The organism is Streptomyces sp. NPDC003248 (assembly GCF_055563235.1).
On record NZ_JBVHDT010000013.1, the window covers coordinates 73,918 to 89,982 of the forward strand.

Annotated in this window: 13 protein-coding genes, 1 pseudogene and 1 riboswitch; of the genes and pseudogenes, 6 read left to right on the forward strand and 8 right to left on the reverse strand. The window is 72.6% G+C overall.

Going from position 1 to position 16,065, the window contains the following annotated elements; translation table 11 throughout:
* Nucleotides 1–214: 214 nt before the first annotated feature.
* Both ACZ3KJ_RS26725 and ACZ3KJ_RS26730 read left to right on the forward strand, forming a co-directional pair.
* Nucleotides 215–2,347, forward strand: a complete 2,133-nt coding sequence (locus tag ACZ3KJ_RS26725) for an MMPL family transporter (protein WP_467530679.1) — start codon at nt 215–217, stop codon at nt 2,345–2,347.
* Nucleotides 2,348–2,421: 74 nt separating this feature from the next.
* Nucleotides 2,422–2,589 (forward strand): hypothetical protein, encoded by a 168-nt coding sequence (locus ACZ3KJ_RS26730; RefSeq protein WP_389522879.1) that lies wholly within the window; start codon nt 2,422–2,424, stop codon nt 2,587–2,589.
* A gap of 77 nt (nt 2,590–2,666) precedes the next feature.
* On the opposite strand, the gene ACZ3KJ_RS26735 is transcribed toward ACZ3KJ_RS26730, so the two are convergent.
* A complete protein-coding gene (locus tag ACZ3KJ_RS26735; protein ID WP_467530681.1) occupies nt 2,667–3,704 on the reverse strand; it encodes an acyl-CoA dehydrogenase family protein in 1,038 nt (345 codons plus the stop codon).
* Nucleotides 3,705–4,073: 369 nt separating this feature from the next.
* Here ACZ3KJ_RS26735 and ACZ3KJ_RS26740 point away from each other — a divergent pair, with 369 nt between their 5' ends.
* A complete protein-coding gene (locus ACZ3KJ_RS26740; RefSeq protein ID WP_467530682.1) occupies nt 4,074–5,354 on the forward strand; it encodes an MFS transporter in 1,281 nt (426 codons plus the stop codon).
* 116 nt (nt 5,355–5,470) lie between these two features.
* On the opposite strand, the gene ACZ3KJ_RS26745 is transcribed toward ACZ3KJ_RS26740, so the two are convergent.
* From ACZ3KJ_RS26745 to ACZ3KJ_RS26775, 7 genes are all read right to left on the reverse strand, one after another.
* Nucleotides 5,471–6,154: a 2-phosphosulfolactate phosphatase gene (locus ACZ3KJ_RS26745; protein WP_467530684.1), complete on the reverse strand. Its 684-nt coding sequence runs from the start codon at nt 6,152–6,154 to the stop codon at nt 5,471–5,473.
* A 71-nt stretch (nt 6,155–6,225) separates the two neighbouring features.
* On the reverse strand, nt 6,226–7,266 hold the full coding sequence (locus ACZ3KJ_RS26750) for an LLM class flavin-dependent oxidoreductase (RefSeq protein ID WP_467530685.1): 1,041 nt from the start codon (nt 7,264–7,266) through the stop codon (nt 6,226–6,228).
* 13 nt (nt 7,267–7,279) lie between these two features.
* Nucleotides 7,280–8,956, reverse strand: coding sequence for a dipeptide ABC transporter ATP-binding protein (locus ACZ3KJ_RS26755; RefSeq protein WP_467530686.1), 1,677 nt, complete (start codon nt 8,954–8,956; stop codon nt 7,280–7,282).
* On the reverse strand, nt 8,953–9,876 hold the full coding sequence (locus tag ACZ3KJ_RS26760; protein ID WP_467530687.1) for an ABC transporter permease: 924 nt from the start codon (nt 9,874–9,876) through the stop codon (nt 8,953–8,955). The genes ACZ3KJ_RS26755 and ACZ3KJ_RS26760 overlap by 4 nt, the downstream gene beginning before the upstream one ends.
* Complete coding sequence (locus tag ACZ3KJ_RS26765) at nt 9,873–10,832, reverse strand: ABC transporter permease (RefSeq protein WP_467530689.1); 960 nt, start codon at nt 10,830–10,832, stop codon at nt 9,873–9,875. The genes ACZ3KJ_RS26760 and ACZ3KJ_RS26765 overlap by 4 nt, the downstream gene beginning before the upstream one ends.
* Nucleotides 10,833–10,835: 3 nt before the next feature.
* Nucleotides 10,836–12,455: an ABC transporter substrate-binding protein gene (locus ACZ3KJ_RS26770; protein ID WP_467530690.1), complete on the reverse strand. Its 1,620-nt coding sequence runs from the start codon at nt 12,453–12,455 to the stop codon at nt 10,836–10,838.
* Nucleotides 12,456–12,662: 207 nt separating this feature from the next.
* The gene (locus tag ACZ3KJ_RS26775) at nt 12,663–12,794 is read right to left on the reverse strand and encodes a putative leader peptide (RefSeq protein WP_467530692.1); all 132 of its coding nucleotides are present in this window, start codon (nt 12,792–12,794) and stop codon (nt 12,663–12,665) included.
* Nucleotides 12,795–12,813: 19 nt separating this feature from the next.
* Nucleotides 12,814–12,927: riboswitch (SAM riboswitch) on the reverse strand.
* Nucleotides 12,928–13,351: 424 nt separating this feature from the next.
* Between ACZ3KJ_RS26775 and ACZ3KJ_RS26780 the strand changes: the two genes are divergently transcribed.
* The 3 genes and pseudogenes from ACZ3KJ_RS26780 to ACZ3KJ_RS26790 all read left to right on the forward strand — a co-directional run bounded on the left by ACZ3KJ_RS26780 (nt 13,352) and on the right by ACZ3KJ_RS26790 (nt 16,060).
* Nucleotides 13,352–14,392, forward strand: a complete 1,041-nt coding sequence (locus ACZ3KJ_RS26780) for a porin PorA family protein (RefSeq protein ID WP_467530693.1) — start codon at nt 13,352–13,354, stop codon at nt 14,390–14,392.
* A gap of 187 nt (nt 14,393–14,579) precedes the next feature.
* A pseudogene (locus ACZ3KJ_RS26785) lies at nt 14,580–14,945 on the forward strand (universal stress protein); the annotation flags it as partial.
* A gap of 509 nt (nt 14,946–15,454) precedes the next feature.
* Nucleotides 15,455–16,060, forward strand: a complete 606-nt coding sequence (locus ACZ3KJ_RS26790) for an Rv1733c family protein (RefSeq protein ID WP_467530695.1) — start codon at nt 15,455–15,457, stop codon at nt 16,058–16,060.
* The last annotated feature ends 5 nt before the right edge of the window (nt 16,061–16,065 follow it).

Consider the following 16,065-nt stretch of genomic DNA (forward strand, 5'->3'; position numbering starts at 1 on the left):
CCGGCTTGGTGGTCGCTCCGGGCCCGCTGGTCGCCCCCGGCTCGTGATCACTTCCGTCCCGGTGCATCCGGGGGCCGGGCGCGGGCAGAACAACGGACACCGTCTACGATCATCGCAACTTAGCTCAATGATTGAGATTGTTTGTCATTGAGATAGTTGCCGGTGCCGAGACACCTCGGCCAGGCCAAGAAGATCCATCCCCGCTGGGAGAACGATGTCCACCACCCCTCGACGCGCCCGCTGGCTCGTCCCCGTCCTCCTCGTCGCCGTATGGCTCGGCCTGGGCGGCGCCCTCGGCCCCTACGCCGGGCGCCTGGGCGAGGTCGCCACCAACGACCAGGCCGCCTTCCTGCCGCGCAGCGCCGAGTCCACCGAGGTCATCGACGCCCAGCGGGCCTTCAAGCAGGACGAGACGCTCCCGGCGATCGTCGTGTGGACCGCGTCCTCGACCGGCTCCGGCTCCGCGAACGGCGGCACCGGGATCGAGGACCGCAAGCAGGCCGCCGACAGCGCCCTCGCCACCCTCACCGACGCCCCCGGCGTCGCCGGACAGCTCTCACCCGCGCTGCTCTCGGAGGACGGCGAGGCCATCGAGGCCGTCATCCCGCTCCGCCCCGACCTCGGCGACGACCTCGCCCCGGCCCTGGACCGCATCCGCGCCGCCGCCGAACGCGTCCCCGGCACCACGGTCCAGCTGGCCGGGCCGGCCGCGACCCAGGCCGACCTGTCCGACGCCTTCGCCGGCATCGACGGCCTGCTGCTCGCCGTCGCCCTGGTCACCGTCCTCGTCATCCTGCTGCTCGTCTACCGCAGCCTGCTGCTCCCCCTGGTGATCATCCTCGGCGCGGTCTTCGCCCTCGGGCTGGCCTGCGCCGTCGTCTACGCCCTCGCCGACCACGACGTGGTGCGGGTCGACGGCCAGGTCCAGGGCATCCTCTCCATCCTCGTGATCGGCGCCGCCACCGACTACGCCCTGCTGCTCACCGCCCGCTACCGCGAGGAACTCGCCTCCCGCACCGACCGGTTCGGGGCCGCGTGGGCCGCGCTGCGGCAGTCCTGGGGCGCCATCGTGGCCAGCGCCGCCACCGTCGCCCTCGGGCTCCTCGCCCTGCTGATCAGCGACCTCACCAACAACCGCGCCCTGGGCCCGGTCGGGGCCATCGGCATCGCCGCCGCCGTCGTCAGCACCCTGACCTTCCTGCCCGCCGTCCTGGTCCTCCTCGGCCGCGCCGCCTACTGGCCCGCCAAGCCCCGCCCGACGGACGGCCGCACCGGCGGTGCCGGCCTCTGGCAGCGGGTCGCCGCCCTCGTCGACCGCGCTCCCCGCAAGGTGTGGGCGGTGTCGCTGGCCGGCCTGATCGCCTGCGCCGCGTTCGCGCCGACCCTCGCCTCCCGGGGCGTCCCGCTCGACGAGACCTTCGTGAACGACGCCCCGTCCGTGGCGGCGCAGCAGACCCTCGCCCGGCACTTCCCCGGCGGTTCCGGCAACCCCACGGTCGTGATCGCCGACGCGGACCGCGTCGCACGGGTGGTCGCCACCGCCGAACGCACCGACGGCGTCGCCTCGGCCGCACCGGTCGGCGCCTCGGGACGCTCCGGCGGCGAGCCGCTCGTCGTCGACGGCCGGGTCCGCGTCGACGTCACCCTGAGCGCGGCGGCCGACAGCGACGCGGCCAAGGACACCGTGGCGCGGCTGCGCACCGCCCTGCACGCGGTACCCGGCGCCGACGCCCTCGTCGGCGGCTACACCGCCCAGCAGTACGACACCCTGCGCACGGCCGAACGGGACCGCACCCTCATCGTCCCCGTCGTCCTCGCGATCATCTTCCTCATCCTGACCGCGCTGCTGCGCTCGCTCCTGATGCCCGCCCTGCTCGTGGCGACGGTGGCGCTGAACTTCCTCGCCACCCTCGGCGTGTCGAGCCTGGTCTTCCAGCACGTGCTCGGCTTCACCGGCACCGACCCGTCCGTGCCGCTGTACGGCTTCGTGTTCCTCGTGGCGCTGGGCGTCGACTACAACATCTTCCTCATGTCCCGGGTCCGCGAGGAGTCCCTGCTGCACGGCGTGCGCGAGGGCGTCCTGCGCGGCCTGGTCACCACGGGCGGTGTCATCACCTCCGCCGGTGTGGTGCTCGCCGCCACCTTCGCCGCGCTCGGTGTGATCCCGCTGGCCTTCCTCGCGCAGATCGCCTTCATCGTCGCCTTCGGCGTGCTGCTCGACACGCTCGTCGTGCGCTCGCTGCTGGTGCCCGCGCTGGTGCGGGACATCGGGGGGCGGGCCTGGTGGCCGGGACGGCTCGCGCGCGGCGGCGCCACGTCGGGTGAGGAGCCGGTCACGCGGGCGTGAACATGCTCACGCCGATCGCGGGCAGGCGGAGTACGAGGGAGTTGTCCGTTACGGATCGGGAGGTGTCTGCCGCTATGGGCGCGAAGGTGTTGGAGCGTTTTCCTGCGGGGGCTCCGCGCGGATCGTGGCCGGCGGAGGAGTACGCGGCGCGACGGCGGGCGGAGGGCGAGCCCGCGACCGTCGTCATGGACCTGAAGTCGGACGCCTTCCTCGTCGTCGTACCGACCGGCGACGAGGAATGACCCACCGGCCGGCCGGCACGGGAACGAGCCGCGCCGGCGCCGGAGCGCACAGGGCGGCGGCACCGCCGCCCGCCGCGTCACCCCGCGAGGGCGGCGAGCGCGGCGAGATGCGCCGTCCGTGACGGCGAGGTCTGGCCCTGGACCATGAGGAACAGGGCCTCCCGCGCCAGACGTTGCGCCCGGTTCGTCAGCAGCATCGAACGGCCGCCGCCGGCCACCACGGCCGCCGTGGTGGCCGCCAGCAGCACCTCGTACGCCGCCGTCCTGAGGGCCAGCTTCTCCTCCAGGTGCTCGTGGGGCACCGGATGGTCGGCCAGGGCGTAGGCCCGTCGGCGCACCTCGTCCAGACGATGGCGCAGGGGAGCGGCCGTGCCCTCGTCCAGCAGGGTGAGCGCCGTCTCCGTGACCCCGAAGACGGCCGGGTTCGCAACCACCGTCCTCGGGCGGTCGGCCGCCGCCCACCGCTCGTACGGCGTCCGCAGGACCACCGCCTCCTCCGGCAGCCACAGGCCGTCCAGTTCCAGGGAGACCGTCCGGGCCGCGGTGAGGGCCGCCAGGCGCAACGGCTCCGACGCGCGCAGGCCCGGCTGCTCGCGGGCCTCCGCGAACGCGAAGAGCGCCTCGCCGGAGTCGGTGACCCCGGCGAGCAGCATCACGTCGTTCAGCCCCCAGCCCGTGTACCAGGGCACCGTCCCGTCGAAGCGCCGGCCGCCCCGCTCCCGCGTCACCCGCACGGGGATGCGCGGATGGGCCCGCAGATGGGCGTAGGCCACCCCGGACAGCAGTTCGCCGCGCGCCAGCGGACCGAGCAGCCGCTCGCGCGCCGGTCCCTCGCTCCTCGCCAGGGTCAGCACCGGCGTGTGGTGCTGCGTCTGCACGAACCACGTCGAGCAGCACGCCCCGGCGAGGATCTCCGCCGTCTCGCGCACGACCGCGGCGGGAGCCGCCGACCCGCCGTACTCCTCCGGCGCGTTCACGCCCAGCAGGCCCGAGCCCCGGACCGCCGCGAGATGGCTCACCGGCACACCCTCCTGGTCGACGCGTTCGGCGTGAGGCGCCAGCAGCTCATCGGCCAGGCGGCGGGCGCGGGTGACGAGGGGGTGGGGAGGAGTCATGCACGCGATTGTCGGGGAGCGGCGGCGTGTGTGCGGGCCCGGGGTGCGTGGGCCGCGCGCGAGGCGATGAAGGGCCGCCGCCTCGCACGTCGGCCCTCCGGGCGGGCGGCCTGGCCGTCCGCCACGGATGCCGGCCGCCTTTCGCGCCGTACCGCCGAGCGCTAGTGTTCGGGTGCGGTGAGTGGCCCATGAGGAGCGTAGACATGATCGGTCGTCCGAGCGCGCGTTGACGTCGTGGGCCGTGATCGGCCCGTCATCGCGTGCTGCCCTTGATGCCGCGGCACAGCGAGCCATCTCCCGCCTGAATCGTCGGTGCGCGTGCCGTGCGCCGGGCGACGGGCCTCGTCGTCGGCAGTCCAGGGGATCCTCATGCCCTCCGTTTCCTCCGCCGTATCCGATTCCGGTCGGCCGGTTCCGTCACGCCTGTGGCGGGACGGCGACTTCCGCAGACTCTGGGTGGGGCAGACGGCCTCCCAGCTCGGCGAACACGCAAGTCTGGTGGTTCTGCCGCTCTTCGCCGTCCTGACGCTCGACGCCGGCGCCGGCCAGCTGGGCGTCCTGCGCGCGGTGGGGCAGGTGCCGATCATGTTGCTCTCGCTCTTCGCCGGCGCGTGGGTGGACAGGTGGCGGGCCTGCACCGTGATGGTGCTGACGGACGCCGGCCGGACCCTGGCCCTGGGCGCCGCCGCCGTGGCCGGCTTCCTCGGTGCGCTCGGCCTGCCGGTCCTGTTCGTGGTCGCCTTCGCCGTCGGGGCCCTGTCGGTGTTCTTCGACGTGGCGTACCAGGCGTCTCTCGTACGGCTGGTGAGACGCGACCAGTTGGTGTGGGGCAACAGCGCGCTCGAGGGCAGCCGGTCCGTGGCGCAGATCGGCGGCCCTGCCCTCGGCGGTGCGTTGGTGTCACTGCTGTCGGCGCCGATCGCCGCCGCTGCCGGCGCGCTGTTCTTCGCACTGTCGTTCCTGTCGATCCGACGGATCCGACGGATCGAATCGCTCCCGACGCGCTCGAAACGTCCTCCTCGGGTCTGGTGGCGCATCCATGAGGGCCTGCGTTTCGTCGTCAGCGATGCCTCGCTGCGGACGGTGTGCCTCGCCTCGGCCGCCTTCCAGTTCTCCTCCGCGGCCATGATGACCGTCTACCTGCTCTTCCTGCCGCGGGAACTGCACCTGTCGGGCACCGCCGTCGGGCTGGCGCTCGCGGCGACGGGACCGGGCGCGCTCCTGGGCTCGGTGCTGGCCGCCCGCCTGCCGCGCCGGTTCGGCCAGGGCGCGGTGCTCATGTCCGCGGCGGCACTGGGCGACGGTGTGCTTCTGTGCGTGCCCGCGGTGCACGGCTCCTCCGCGGTGACCGTTCCCGCGCTGCTGGCGATCAACTTCGTGTTCGGTACGTGCGGCCAGTTGGTGAACGTCACGGTCATGGCCGTCCGGCAGGCCGTCACCCCGGACGGGATGCAGGGCCGCGTGGCCGCGACGATCACTTTCGCCGGCATGGGGACGACCCCACTCGGCTCGCTGCTCGGCGGATTTCTCGCGGAGGAGTGGGGATTGCGCACCGGCCTCCTGGTGACCGCCGCAGGCATGATGCTCTCCCCCGTGCTGATGGCCTGGTCCCCGCTCGCCCGCTTGGGACGGACACTCCCGGCCGCGTAGGATGCCCGCTGCCCGCTGCCCGCTGCCCGCTGCCCGCTGCCCGCTGCCCGCTGCCCGCTGCCCGCTGGGCGGAGTGCGGAGTGCGGGAGCGTCTGTGCTTGCGGGAGGAAGGCGCGTCACGCGTCGGGCACGGCGCAGGGACGCAGGACCATGAGCGAGTCCTCCGAGGCCGCCACCATGGCGAAGGGGAACCGGTCGAGCTCGAGACAGAGCGCGACGTCGTCGGGATGGGCTCCTTGACGCACCCCCTCCGCCAGCTCGGCGGCGGCGCGCGACGCGGCGGCGCGGCGGAGGAACCCGGCAGCGTCCGCCCCGGCCTCGGTGGCTCTCCGAGCGATGTACTGAGCGCACGCCAGGTCTTCTTCGGCCCGTCCGTCCTCGCCGGTGACCACGAACGTGACACTGTCGCTCCCGCGTGTCCGCAGGAGCCGAGCCGTCGCCTCCGCCACCACGAAGCCGGCGCACAGCACCAGCGACGCCTCCTCGACCGCGAGGGCGCCGACCGTCCCCGCCGTGGTCTTCTGTACGACGGTCCGTCCGCCGAGGTTCACGGACCGCAGCAGGCCCGGTGAGTTGACCAGGTCGAACCCGGGCGCGGGCGGCCCGTCCTTGAGCGCCACGCGGTCCGGGTGGCGAGCCTTGAGCGCCAGAGCGTCGTCCAGCGACTCAGCCAGAATGATCTTTTCCGCCCCCTGGGCAAAGGCCCAGGCGGCCACGGTGAAGGCCCGCATGACGTCCACGACGACCGCCACGGACGGGGCCTCGACCAGCTCGGCGATGCCGACGAAACGAGCGTCCATTCGCATCATGATCGCGCACGCCGGCCCGACCCGGCCGGAGGGTGGTGCACGTCACACCGAAGCGACGCAACTCATCCGGCCCCCTCCCGCACCGCCGGGGAGGCGGGACGCCAGCCCAGTTCGGGTGCGACCAGGTGCCGTACGTCGTGCAGGATCTGCTCGTACTCCTCCCCGTGGAACTCGTAGGGCAGTTCCAGGCGCAGCTCGGACACCTCGGCGAGCACCGGATCGGCGGTCAGCCGCTCCAGGATCTCCTCGGCGGTCCCCACGACGTCCGGGGCGAACAGGGTGCGCTTCGGGCCCTGGGGCGCCAGGGTGCGTTCGTGGCGGCCCGCCGCATAGGTGCGGTAGCGGGCCCGGGTGGCCGCGTCGGCGCTGTCGAGCGGCACGATCACCCGGCCCAGCGCCACGCACGCCGGACGGTCCCCCGACAGCGTGCGCCGGTACGCGGACAGCAGGTTCAGCTGGGCGGTGGTGAAGTCGTCGGTGCCCTCGCCGGTGACGATGTTGCCGGACAGCAGACCGAGGCCGTTCCCGGCGGCCCAGCGCGCCGAGCGAAGACTCCCGCCGCCGTACCAGATCCGCCGTGCCAGGCCGGGGCTGTGCGGTTGCAGCCGCGGGCGCTGGACGTTGCCCGGCGAGTGGATGACCGTGTCCGGGCCGCCGAGGTAGCCGCCGCGCAGGTTCTCGACGACCCGGGTGATCCTGCCGTACGACAGGTCGAAGCCGCGCCAGTCCCCGTCGTACACCAGGTCGCCGAGCAGGTCGGCGTGCGGCATCCCGGTGCTGAAACCGATCTGGAGCCGGCCCCGGGACAGCACGTCGGCCAGTGCCAGGTCCTCGGCCAGACGGAACGGACTCTCGTAACCGATGGGGATGACCGCGGTGCCGAGCTCGATCCGCTCGGTGCGCTGGCCGGCCGCGGCGAGGAACACGGCCGCCGAGCCGACGCCGTGTTCGAGGTGGCGCTGCCTGATCCAGGCGCCGTCGTAGCCGAGCCGCTCCCCGTACTCGAACAGCCGGAGCGTCTCCTCCAGGCCCGCGTGGGGGTCGTCGTCGGTGAAGTTGCCGGGCGTGAGGAAGGCCAGCGAGGTGATGGTGGGAGTGCTCATGTGACGCCGGTCCTCAACTCGTGGTGGCTTCCGCGGCGGGGGAGGGGAGACGGCCGCCGGGGATCGCCGCGATCAGTGCGCGGGTGTACGCGTGGCGGGGCTCCGTGAACAGGTCCTCGGGCGGGCCGGTCTCGACGACGCGTCCGGCCCGCAGGACGGCGACCTGGTGCGCGATCTGGCGCACGACGGCCAGGTCGTGGGAGATGAACAGGTACGCCACGCCGGTGTCCGCCTGCAACTCGGCCAGCAGCTCCAGGACTTGCGCCTGCACGGATACGTCGAGCGCGGAGACGGGCTCGTCGCACACCACCAGGTCGGGTGAGAGGGCGAGGGCGCGGGCGATGGCCACACGCTGGCGCTGTCCGCCCGACAGCTCCGCCGGGCGGCGCTCCAGCGTCGAGGCGGGCAGCGCGACCCGGTCGAGCAGTTCGCGGGCGCGGGCGAGCCGGGAGGCGCGGTCACCGACCTTGAAGGCCCGCAGCGGCTCGGTGATCACCTCGCCGATGGAGAAGCGCGGGTCGAGCGAGGCGTACGGGTTCTGGTAGACGAGCTGCGCGCGGCGGCGCAGCAGCCTGACCCGGTCGCCCCGGGCGGCGGTGACGTCGGCGCCGTCGAACAGGACCTGTCCGGAGGTCGCGTCGGCGAGGCGGAGCACCAGGCGGGCGGTGGTGGACTTGCCCGATCCCGACTCCCCGACCAGGGCGAGCGTCTGCCCGCGATGCAGGGTGAGGCTGACGTCGTCCACCGCGCGCACGGTCCGGGCCTCGCCCCCGGCGCGCGGCAGCCTGAACTCCTTGACCAGGTTGCGCGCCTCGACCAGGGGCGTCGCACCCGCCTTCGGCGCGGAGGCCGGTGTGCGGGGCCGGGCGGTGGCCAGGCTCGGGGCGCCGGCCAGCAGGTGCCGGGTGTACTCGTGCCGGGGGTCGGCCAGGACGTCACGGGTGTCGCCCGCCTCCACCACCCTGCCCCGCTCCATGACCACCAGGCGCTGGGCCCGGTCGGCGGCCACCCCCAGGTCATGGGTCACGAGCAGGATCGCGGTGCCCGACTCCTCGGTGAGGTGCTGGAGGTGGTCGAGGATGACGCGCTGCACGGTGACGTCGAGCGCGCTGGTCGGCTCGTCGGCGACGATGAGCCGGGGCTTCGCGGCGATGGCCACGGCGATCAGCACCCGCTGCCGCATGCCGCCGGACAGTTCGTGCGGGTACTGCCGGGCGCGGACGGCCGCGTCGGGCAGCCCGGCCCGTTCCAGCACGGCGACCGCCTCGACGGCCGCCGTACGGCGGGTCGCCAGACCGTGGATGCGCAGCACCTCGGCGACCTGCTCGCCGACCCGCTTGACCGGGTTGAGCGAGACCGTCGGGTCCTGCGGGACCAGCCCGATCTGCGCGCCCCGCACGGTGCGCAGCTCCGCCTCCGACAGGGTGGCGAGGTCGTGCCGGCCGAAGCGGACCGTGCCCGCGTCGATCCGGCCGTTCGCCGCCAGCAGCCGGGTGACGGCGTGTGCGGTGGTGCTCTTGCCGGAGCCGGACCCGCCGACCACGGCGGTCACCTGCCCGGGCCACACGTCGAGGTCCACGCCCCGCACGGCCGGTACCGTGCCGCCCCGGGTGCGGTACGACACGGACAGTCCACGGATCTCCAGCAGTGGTGTGGTCACGTCCTCACCGTTCTCGTGTTCGTCGCTCATCGCTGCCGGGACCATTCGCCGTCCAGCGCCCTGGCGACGCGGTTGGTGGCCAGCACGGTCGCGGCGATCGCCAGACCGGGCAGCGCGGTCAGCCACCAGGCGTTGGCCAGGTAGTTGCGGCCGTCGGAGATCAACGTCCCCCATTCCGGGGCCGGCGGCGGCGCGCCGTAGCCGAGGAAGCTCAGCGCCGACACGGCCAGGATCGAGGCGCCGAAGTCCAGCGTGGCCAGGACGATCACCGGGCCGGCGGCGTTGGGCAGCACGTGCCGGCCCAGCACCGAGTACCAGCGGGCCCCGCAGGAGCGGGACGCCTCGACGAACACCGCCTGCCGTATCCGCAGGACCTCGGCGCGCGCCACCCGGGCGAAGGAGGCGACGCTCGCGACCCCGACCGCGACCGCCACCTTCACCGTCCCGTACCCGAGCGCGGTGACGAGGGCCAGCGACAGGAACAGCGCGGGGATGGAGAGGAGGACGTCCACGAAGCGCATCAGCACGTCGTCCACCCAGCGGCCCACGAACCCGGCGACCACGCCGAGCAGACCGCCGACCACGAACGCGACCAGGACCGCGATCAGCGTGGCCTTGAGGGACAGCTGGGCGCCGTGCACCACACGGGAGAACACGTCGCGTCCCAGTTCGTCGGTGCCGAACCAGTGGCTGCCGCTCGGGCCGCGGAAGTTCTGCGACGGCACCCCCTTCAGCGGGTCCTGCGAGGTGAACAGGTCCGGCCGGAACGAGGCCAGCACCACCAGCACGAGGACGGCGGCCGACAGCAGCAGACCGGGGCGGCGCAGCAGGAACCGCAGCACCTGCCGTACATCGGCCCGACGGCCCGGTTCCGCGGGGTCACCGGCCTCGACCGGGCGGGCCGGGCCGAGGGCGGCCTCGGCCCTCTCGTCGACAAGGCTCTGACTCATGCGAAGCTCGCCCTCCTGTCCGAGGCCACCACGATCCGCGGGTCCAGCAGCGGATAGACGAGGTCGACGACCAGGTTCGTCGCCACGAAGATCAGCGACCCGAACACCACCACCCCTTGGACCAGCGGGATGTCCTGGGCGGTGACCGCCGCCGCGGTCACCCGACCGAGGCCGTCGCGGGAGAACACCGTCTCGACGACCACCGAGCCGGCGATCAGCTGCCCGACCAGCAGGCCGACGACCGTCAGCGCGGGAAGCGACGCGTTGCGCAGCGCGTGCCGCAGATGCACCCGCCACCGGCCGGCGCCCTTGGCGCGCGCGGTCTCCACATAGGCCTGGTCCAGGGCGGTGAGCAGGCTCTTGGCCAGCACCTGCGCGATCTGCGCGCCGGTCGGGACCGCCAGCGTCAGGGCCGGCAGCACCAGGCCGCCCAGCCCGTCGTTGCCGAACGCCGGGAACCAGTGGAGCCGGAAGGAGAACGCCTCGACGAGCAGCAGGCCCACCCAGAACGTCGGGACCGACACCCCGAGCGGGGGCAGCGACAGCAGCAGCTGCCGCAGCGACCGCCGCGAGGTGTACGTCGCCACCACCGCGAGACCGCCGCCGAGCACCACCGCGAGCAGCAGCGCGGCACCGGTCAGCTGGAGTGTCTGCGGCAGCGCGTCGGCCAGCGTGGAGGTCACCGGGCGGCCGGTGGAGACCGCGTCGCCGAAGTCCCCGCGCACGGCCCGTCCGAGATACTCGGCGTACTGCGCGAGCACCGGCTTGTCGAAGCCGTACTCGTGCCGCAGCGCGGCGAGTTGGGCCGGGTCGACCTGCCCGGAGTCCATCCCGGCACCGGCCATCGCGGTGACCGGGTCACCGGGCAGGTAGTCCAGCACCAGGAACGACACCGTGTAGGCCGCCCACAGCACCCCGACCGCCTGGGCCAGCCGTTTGATCACATAGCGGCGCATACGCTAGCCGATCCAGGTGTCGTGCAGCTGGATCCGGCTGCCCGAGTCGAAGGCGAGGTCGTGCACCTTCTTCGACACGCCCAGCTGGGTCTGGAGCTCCACCACCGGCACGTTGTACGCGTTCCGCACGAGCAGTTCCTGCGCCTCGGCCACCAGCTGCCCGCGCCGGGCGGTGTCCGTGGTCGCGGCCTGCCCGGACAGCACCGTGTCCAGTGAACTGGCGGGCAGCCGGTAGAAGTTGCCCAGCCGGGTGGAGAAGGAGCTGCGCAGGATGTCGGGGTCGGAGCGGGTCACGTTGCCCCACACCACGTCGAAGTCACCCGACTGGAGCGTGGTGGCGAACTGGCTGACCTGGAGCTGCTTGAGCACCACGTCGACGCCGACGGCCTTCAGCTGCTGCTGGACCAGCTCCAGTGCCGGCTGGTTGGTGGTCGCGTTGGGGAACCAGGTGATGGTCAGGCTCAGCTTCTTGCCGTCCTTGGTGCGGACGCCGTCGCCGCCCGCCTTCCAACCGGCCGCGTCCAGCAGGGACTTCGCCTTGGCCGCGTCGAACGCGAGGTCCGCGGAGAGGTCGGTGTAGTCGGGTGTGGTGTGGGCCAGGACACTGGTCGCCGGCTCGGTGCCGGTCGGGAAGACGGTGTCGGCGATCTGCTTCCGGTCGACGGCGGCCAGGATCGCCTGGCGCACCTTGGTGTCCTTCAGCACGGGCCGCGCGTTGTTGAGCCCCAGTCCGAACACCACACCGGGGTTGGCCCGGCGCTGGAGGGTGACCTGACCGCCCTTGAGCGCCGCCTCGTTGGCCTTGCCGACGCCGCTGATCGCGTCCACCTGCCCGGACTGGAGGCTGCCGGCCCGGACACCCGCCTCGGGCACGACCTTGAACACCAGCTTGTCCAGGTAGGCCTCGCCCTTCTTGGACCACAGCGAGGAGCCCCAGTCGTACCCGGTGCGCTTGGCCAGGGTGATCGACTGGTTCTGCACGTACTGCTTCAGCACGAACGGTCCGGACCCGATCACGCCGTCGCTGCACTTCTGCTGCGGGCTCTTCTTCGCGCTCGCCGACGACTCGATGCCCAGCGAGTGGGTCGACGTCGCCTGGAGGAACTGCGCGTTGGGCTCCTTGAAGGTCACCCTGACGGTGAGCGGGTCCACCACGGTGGTGCTCTTGACGCCGCTCAGATAGCCCTGGGCGAGGGACCCCAGGGCGCCGAGCTTCGGCACCGCGTCGAAATTGTCCTTCACCACCTGGGCGGTCAGCTCGGACCCGTCGCTGAAGGTGACCCCCGACCGCAGATGGAACGTGAACGTCGTCGCCTCGGAGTCGACGTCCCAGCTCTCGGCCAGCCACGGCACGATCTTGCCGGTCTCGGGGTCCTGGTCGGTCAGGGAGTCCACGGTCTGGCGCACCGAATAGATGCTCTCGTTGCTGCCGACCTGCTGCGGGTCCACGCAGCCGGAGTCGGAACCCACCGCGAAGGTCAAGGTGCCGCCGGACGTCGGCCGGCCGGTTCCGCTGCCGGAGCCGTCGGCGCCCGACCCGCAGGCGGTCAGCAGAACACTGGTGGTCAGCAGGGCGGCCAGGGGCGCCCATCGAGAGGCTCTGAAATCCGGGAGTGCTGTCACGGAGGGGTTCTCCTACTCGTGTCACCAGGCACGGGGTGCTGTGTGGGGCACGGCCGTGCATGGGCGTGCGGCCCCGGCCGGATCGACACCGGCGGTGGGGGAGCGCTGTACAGACGGGGGTCAGGGACGGCACCGGGAACGGCGCCGGGAAAAGCACGAAGCACGCGTGGGCCGGTGACGGACGTCAGCCGGCGGCGGACGAGCTCGTCAGGGCCGACAGAGGCAGCTGGTCGAGCGCTTCAGATCGATGTGGCGCCGGCGTGAGAGCCGGGAGAACGCTGTGGCGTCGGCGAAGGGGACAGCCAGGTCAACGCCGTGTCGCACGCCTGTCCTCCCCATCTCCGGCCCCCGTCCCGGGGCCACGCGCTTGCGGGAATCGTCGGTGATCCCGCCGGGCTTTCACCTGGAGCACCCCACCGCGTGGGAGGGTTGCCGGTCAGCGAGCCAGGGCTTGACGCTGACACTCAATGCCGGTCGCGATGGTACGGAGCGGTCTTGTCGTACGTCAATGCCGTACGGGGGCGCCGACCTGTCCGCCCCCGACCCGGACGGGCCGCTGCCCGACATCGAGCCCGGCGAGGACGAACTCGACGCCCGACGCGGCACGATCGCGGTCGCGCACCGCACCGGCCGAGCGGCCCTGATCCGCAAGTGGCGCGAGCCGGCGACCGAACGGGGTCTGTCCGTACGGCAGGACTCACCGGAAGTTGTTTATCGATCGCTCAGTCTAGGAAGAGGTCCCCATCGATCCGTGGCTCGATCTGTTGAATTCGATCACCCTGAATGCCAATAAGCCACTCATGGTCGGATGTGTTGACGGCATCATCCGACCCCCCTACCTTCTTAGCGCTCGCTAAGTTCTTTTCCGTCTGCGGAAGCTCCCCTGAGGAGAAGTCATGCGAAGAACCAGCTGGGTACTGACCGGATCGGCGGTGATTCTGGTGGCGGCCTCGGCCGTCACACGGTTCACGGTCTATCCCGCACTGCACCAGGTGCCGGCCGACGCCAAGAGCACTTTCCGGTACGAGGGCACGGCCACGCTGCTCAACGCGACAGCCCTTCAGGCGGGTGACCCGGGCAAGGCCTTCCTCAAGGACGTGCCTGTCACCTTGGACCGCAGTATCGAGGTCGAAGACACACACGGCCGGACGGCCCTGGTCTCCGACGACGCGGTGCTGCGCGGTCCGAACGGCGCGGAGTTGAGCACCTCCACGCATCTGTGGGCGCTGGACAGGCGCGACCTCACCGAGCGTGCCGCACCGGCGGGTTCCGGGGCCGAGAAGCACGAGGGACTCGTCCTTTCCTGGCCTCTGGAACCCGAGAAGCGGGACTACCGGTTCTGGGACACCGGTACGCGCAGCGTGTTCCCGGCGACCTACGAGGGCGCGCAGTCCGTCAACGGCCGCGAAGCCTACGTGTACGCCATCACGTCCGACGGGCCCCTTGCCGACCCCGCCACACTGAAGGCCCTGCCGCCCGCCTTGCCCCGGGAAGCGGTGGTGGGCCTGGTCTCCGCCCTGCCGGAGGCGCAACGCCCGCCACAGCAGACACTGGACGCACTTCCGGCAACGGTACCGCTGACCTACACGACTGCCACGAAGCGGCAAGGCTGGGTCGACGCGGAGACCGGGCTGTCACTGGACGGCACGCTGCATCAGACGGTTCTCGCGCGGACACAGAGCACGGAGGGGCCGGTGACGCTCTTCCCCGTGAGCGATGTCGACGTCCGCGGCGCCCAGGCTTCGGTGCGGCACCAGACCGACGACGCGACCACGACCGCCCGGCTGCTGTGGCTCCTCCGCACGGGTGGCCCGCTCGCCCTGCTGGCCGTGGCCCTGCTGCTCACAGCCCTGGCCCTGTGGCTGGCCCGCCGCAGGGTCCGCTCGGCCACCGGCGCCGACGAGACCGACACGGGAGTCCCGACCGCGGCGCTGTGAGGCGGGCAGAGCGTGGGTCCTCGGCAGGTGTGGTGAAACCGTGGCGTGGCGGTGTCCGGTGGCACGGGTGAGGCTGGAAGGAGCGTGAACCGTCGGCGGCGCGGAGTTCACCTGGAGGCGCCATGGCTGATGCGGACGGGCGTCGGCCGATCGTGGTGGGCGTCGGCCCCGATCCTTCGCGGCGGCTCATGCGGCCGCGGCGGTGGACGCGGCGTTCGAGGAGGCGGCTCTGCGCGGAGCGCTCCTGAGGGCCCCGTACGTGTGGCATCCGCCGGTCTTCGGTGTCCTGGACGAGGCCGCCACCGTGCGGGAACGCCGCCGTGTGCTGTCCGAGACGGTCGCGGGCCGCACGGCGGCGTACCCCGACGTGGAGCTGCACCACGAAGTCGTCCGCGGCCACCCGGTGCACGTCCTGACCGAAGCCTCGGAACACGCGCTGGGCCTGGTCGTGGGAACCCGGGGGCGCGGTGGATTCAAGGGAATGCCGCGCGGCTCGGTGAGCCAGGGGGTCCTGCACCACGCCCACTGTCCCGTCATCGCGGTCCCCGTGTGAGCCGCATGAGTGACCGACCTGCGCAGCGGGTCGGATGGAACGCACCGGTACGGACCCGCGGGTGTCTCGCGGAGGCAGGGACAAGGCGAGGGCGCTGCGTGCCGCAGCCGCCCTGCCGGTGGGCACCACTCGGCCTCGCCGGCGGCCCGGTGGGCAGCGGCCGGGCTCCCGGACGAGCCGTCGGGGCTCACCGTGACGACCGGCCGCATGGCAGCGGCCTCCGTCTCGTAGGAAGCTGGGAAGGACACCGCGAGGGTGGACGCATCCGGTCGCGCGGGTGGTCCGGGTCTCGCGGTACCGCATGATGCGCCGTGTCCCGTCGCGGTCGTTCCCCGCAGGCGACCGACGTGCCCGCGAGCGGTGAGGACGGACCGGGCTCGGCGGCCGGTTTCGCGGGGCCGGAAACCGGACCGCAGGGACGTTCGGCCCTGTGACCTGAGTGCCCTGCTGTCCGATGATGGGACCAAGGCGGTGGGGGACCGGACCAGCGACCTGCTGGAGGCCGACTCATGAGCGCACACGGTTCGCCGTACACATCCGGTCCGCACCCGGCGCGCAACGACCGCACGCCGAAGGGAACGAACCCACTGAGGCGTACCTCCGACAGGATCGAAGCCTGGTTCCGACGTTTCCTGATGGTCGTCCTCGTCCTCGGACTGCCGGCGGCAGCGGTCGGCGCGGGGCTGACGGCGTACGAGTCGTCCCTGCGCACCGTGCACGCCCAAGCGGCGGAACGCCGGCAGGTCACCGCCCGGCTGACGACGGACGCCGGGCGCGACGACGACATGGCGAGCCAACCGGCCCGGGTCCGCTGGACCGACGGCAGCGGCGTCGTGCGGACGGGCACCGCCTACGTGGATCCCGGAACCCGCAAGGGCACCGCCGTACGGGTGTGGGTGGACCGGCACGGAACCCTCACCACCGCGCCGACGAGCCCGCTCAACGCGAAGACCACCGGCTGGTTCGTGGGCGGCATGGCGGCCTTCGGCGTGGCCGCCGGGGTCTACGCCGCGGGTGTCGGCATGCGGGGGGTGCTGGACCGGAGGAGGTACGCGCGGTGGGACGCCGAATGGGACCTGGTGGAGCCCGCGTGGTCCGCGCGCTTTCGCCGGTGACAGCG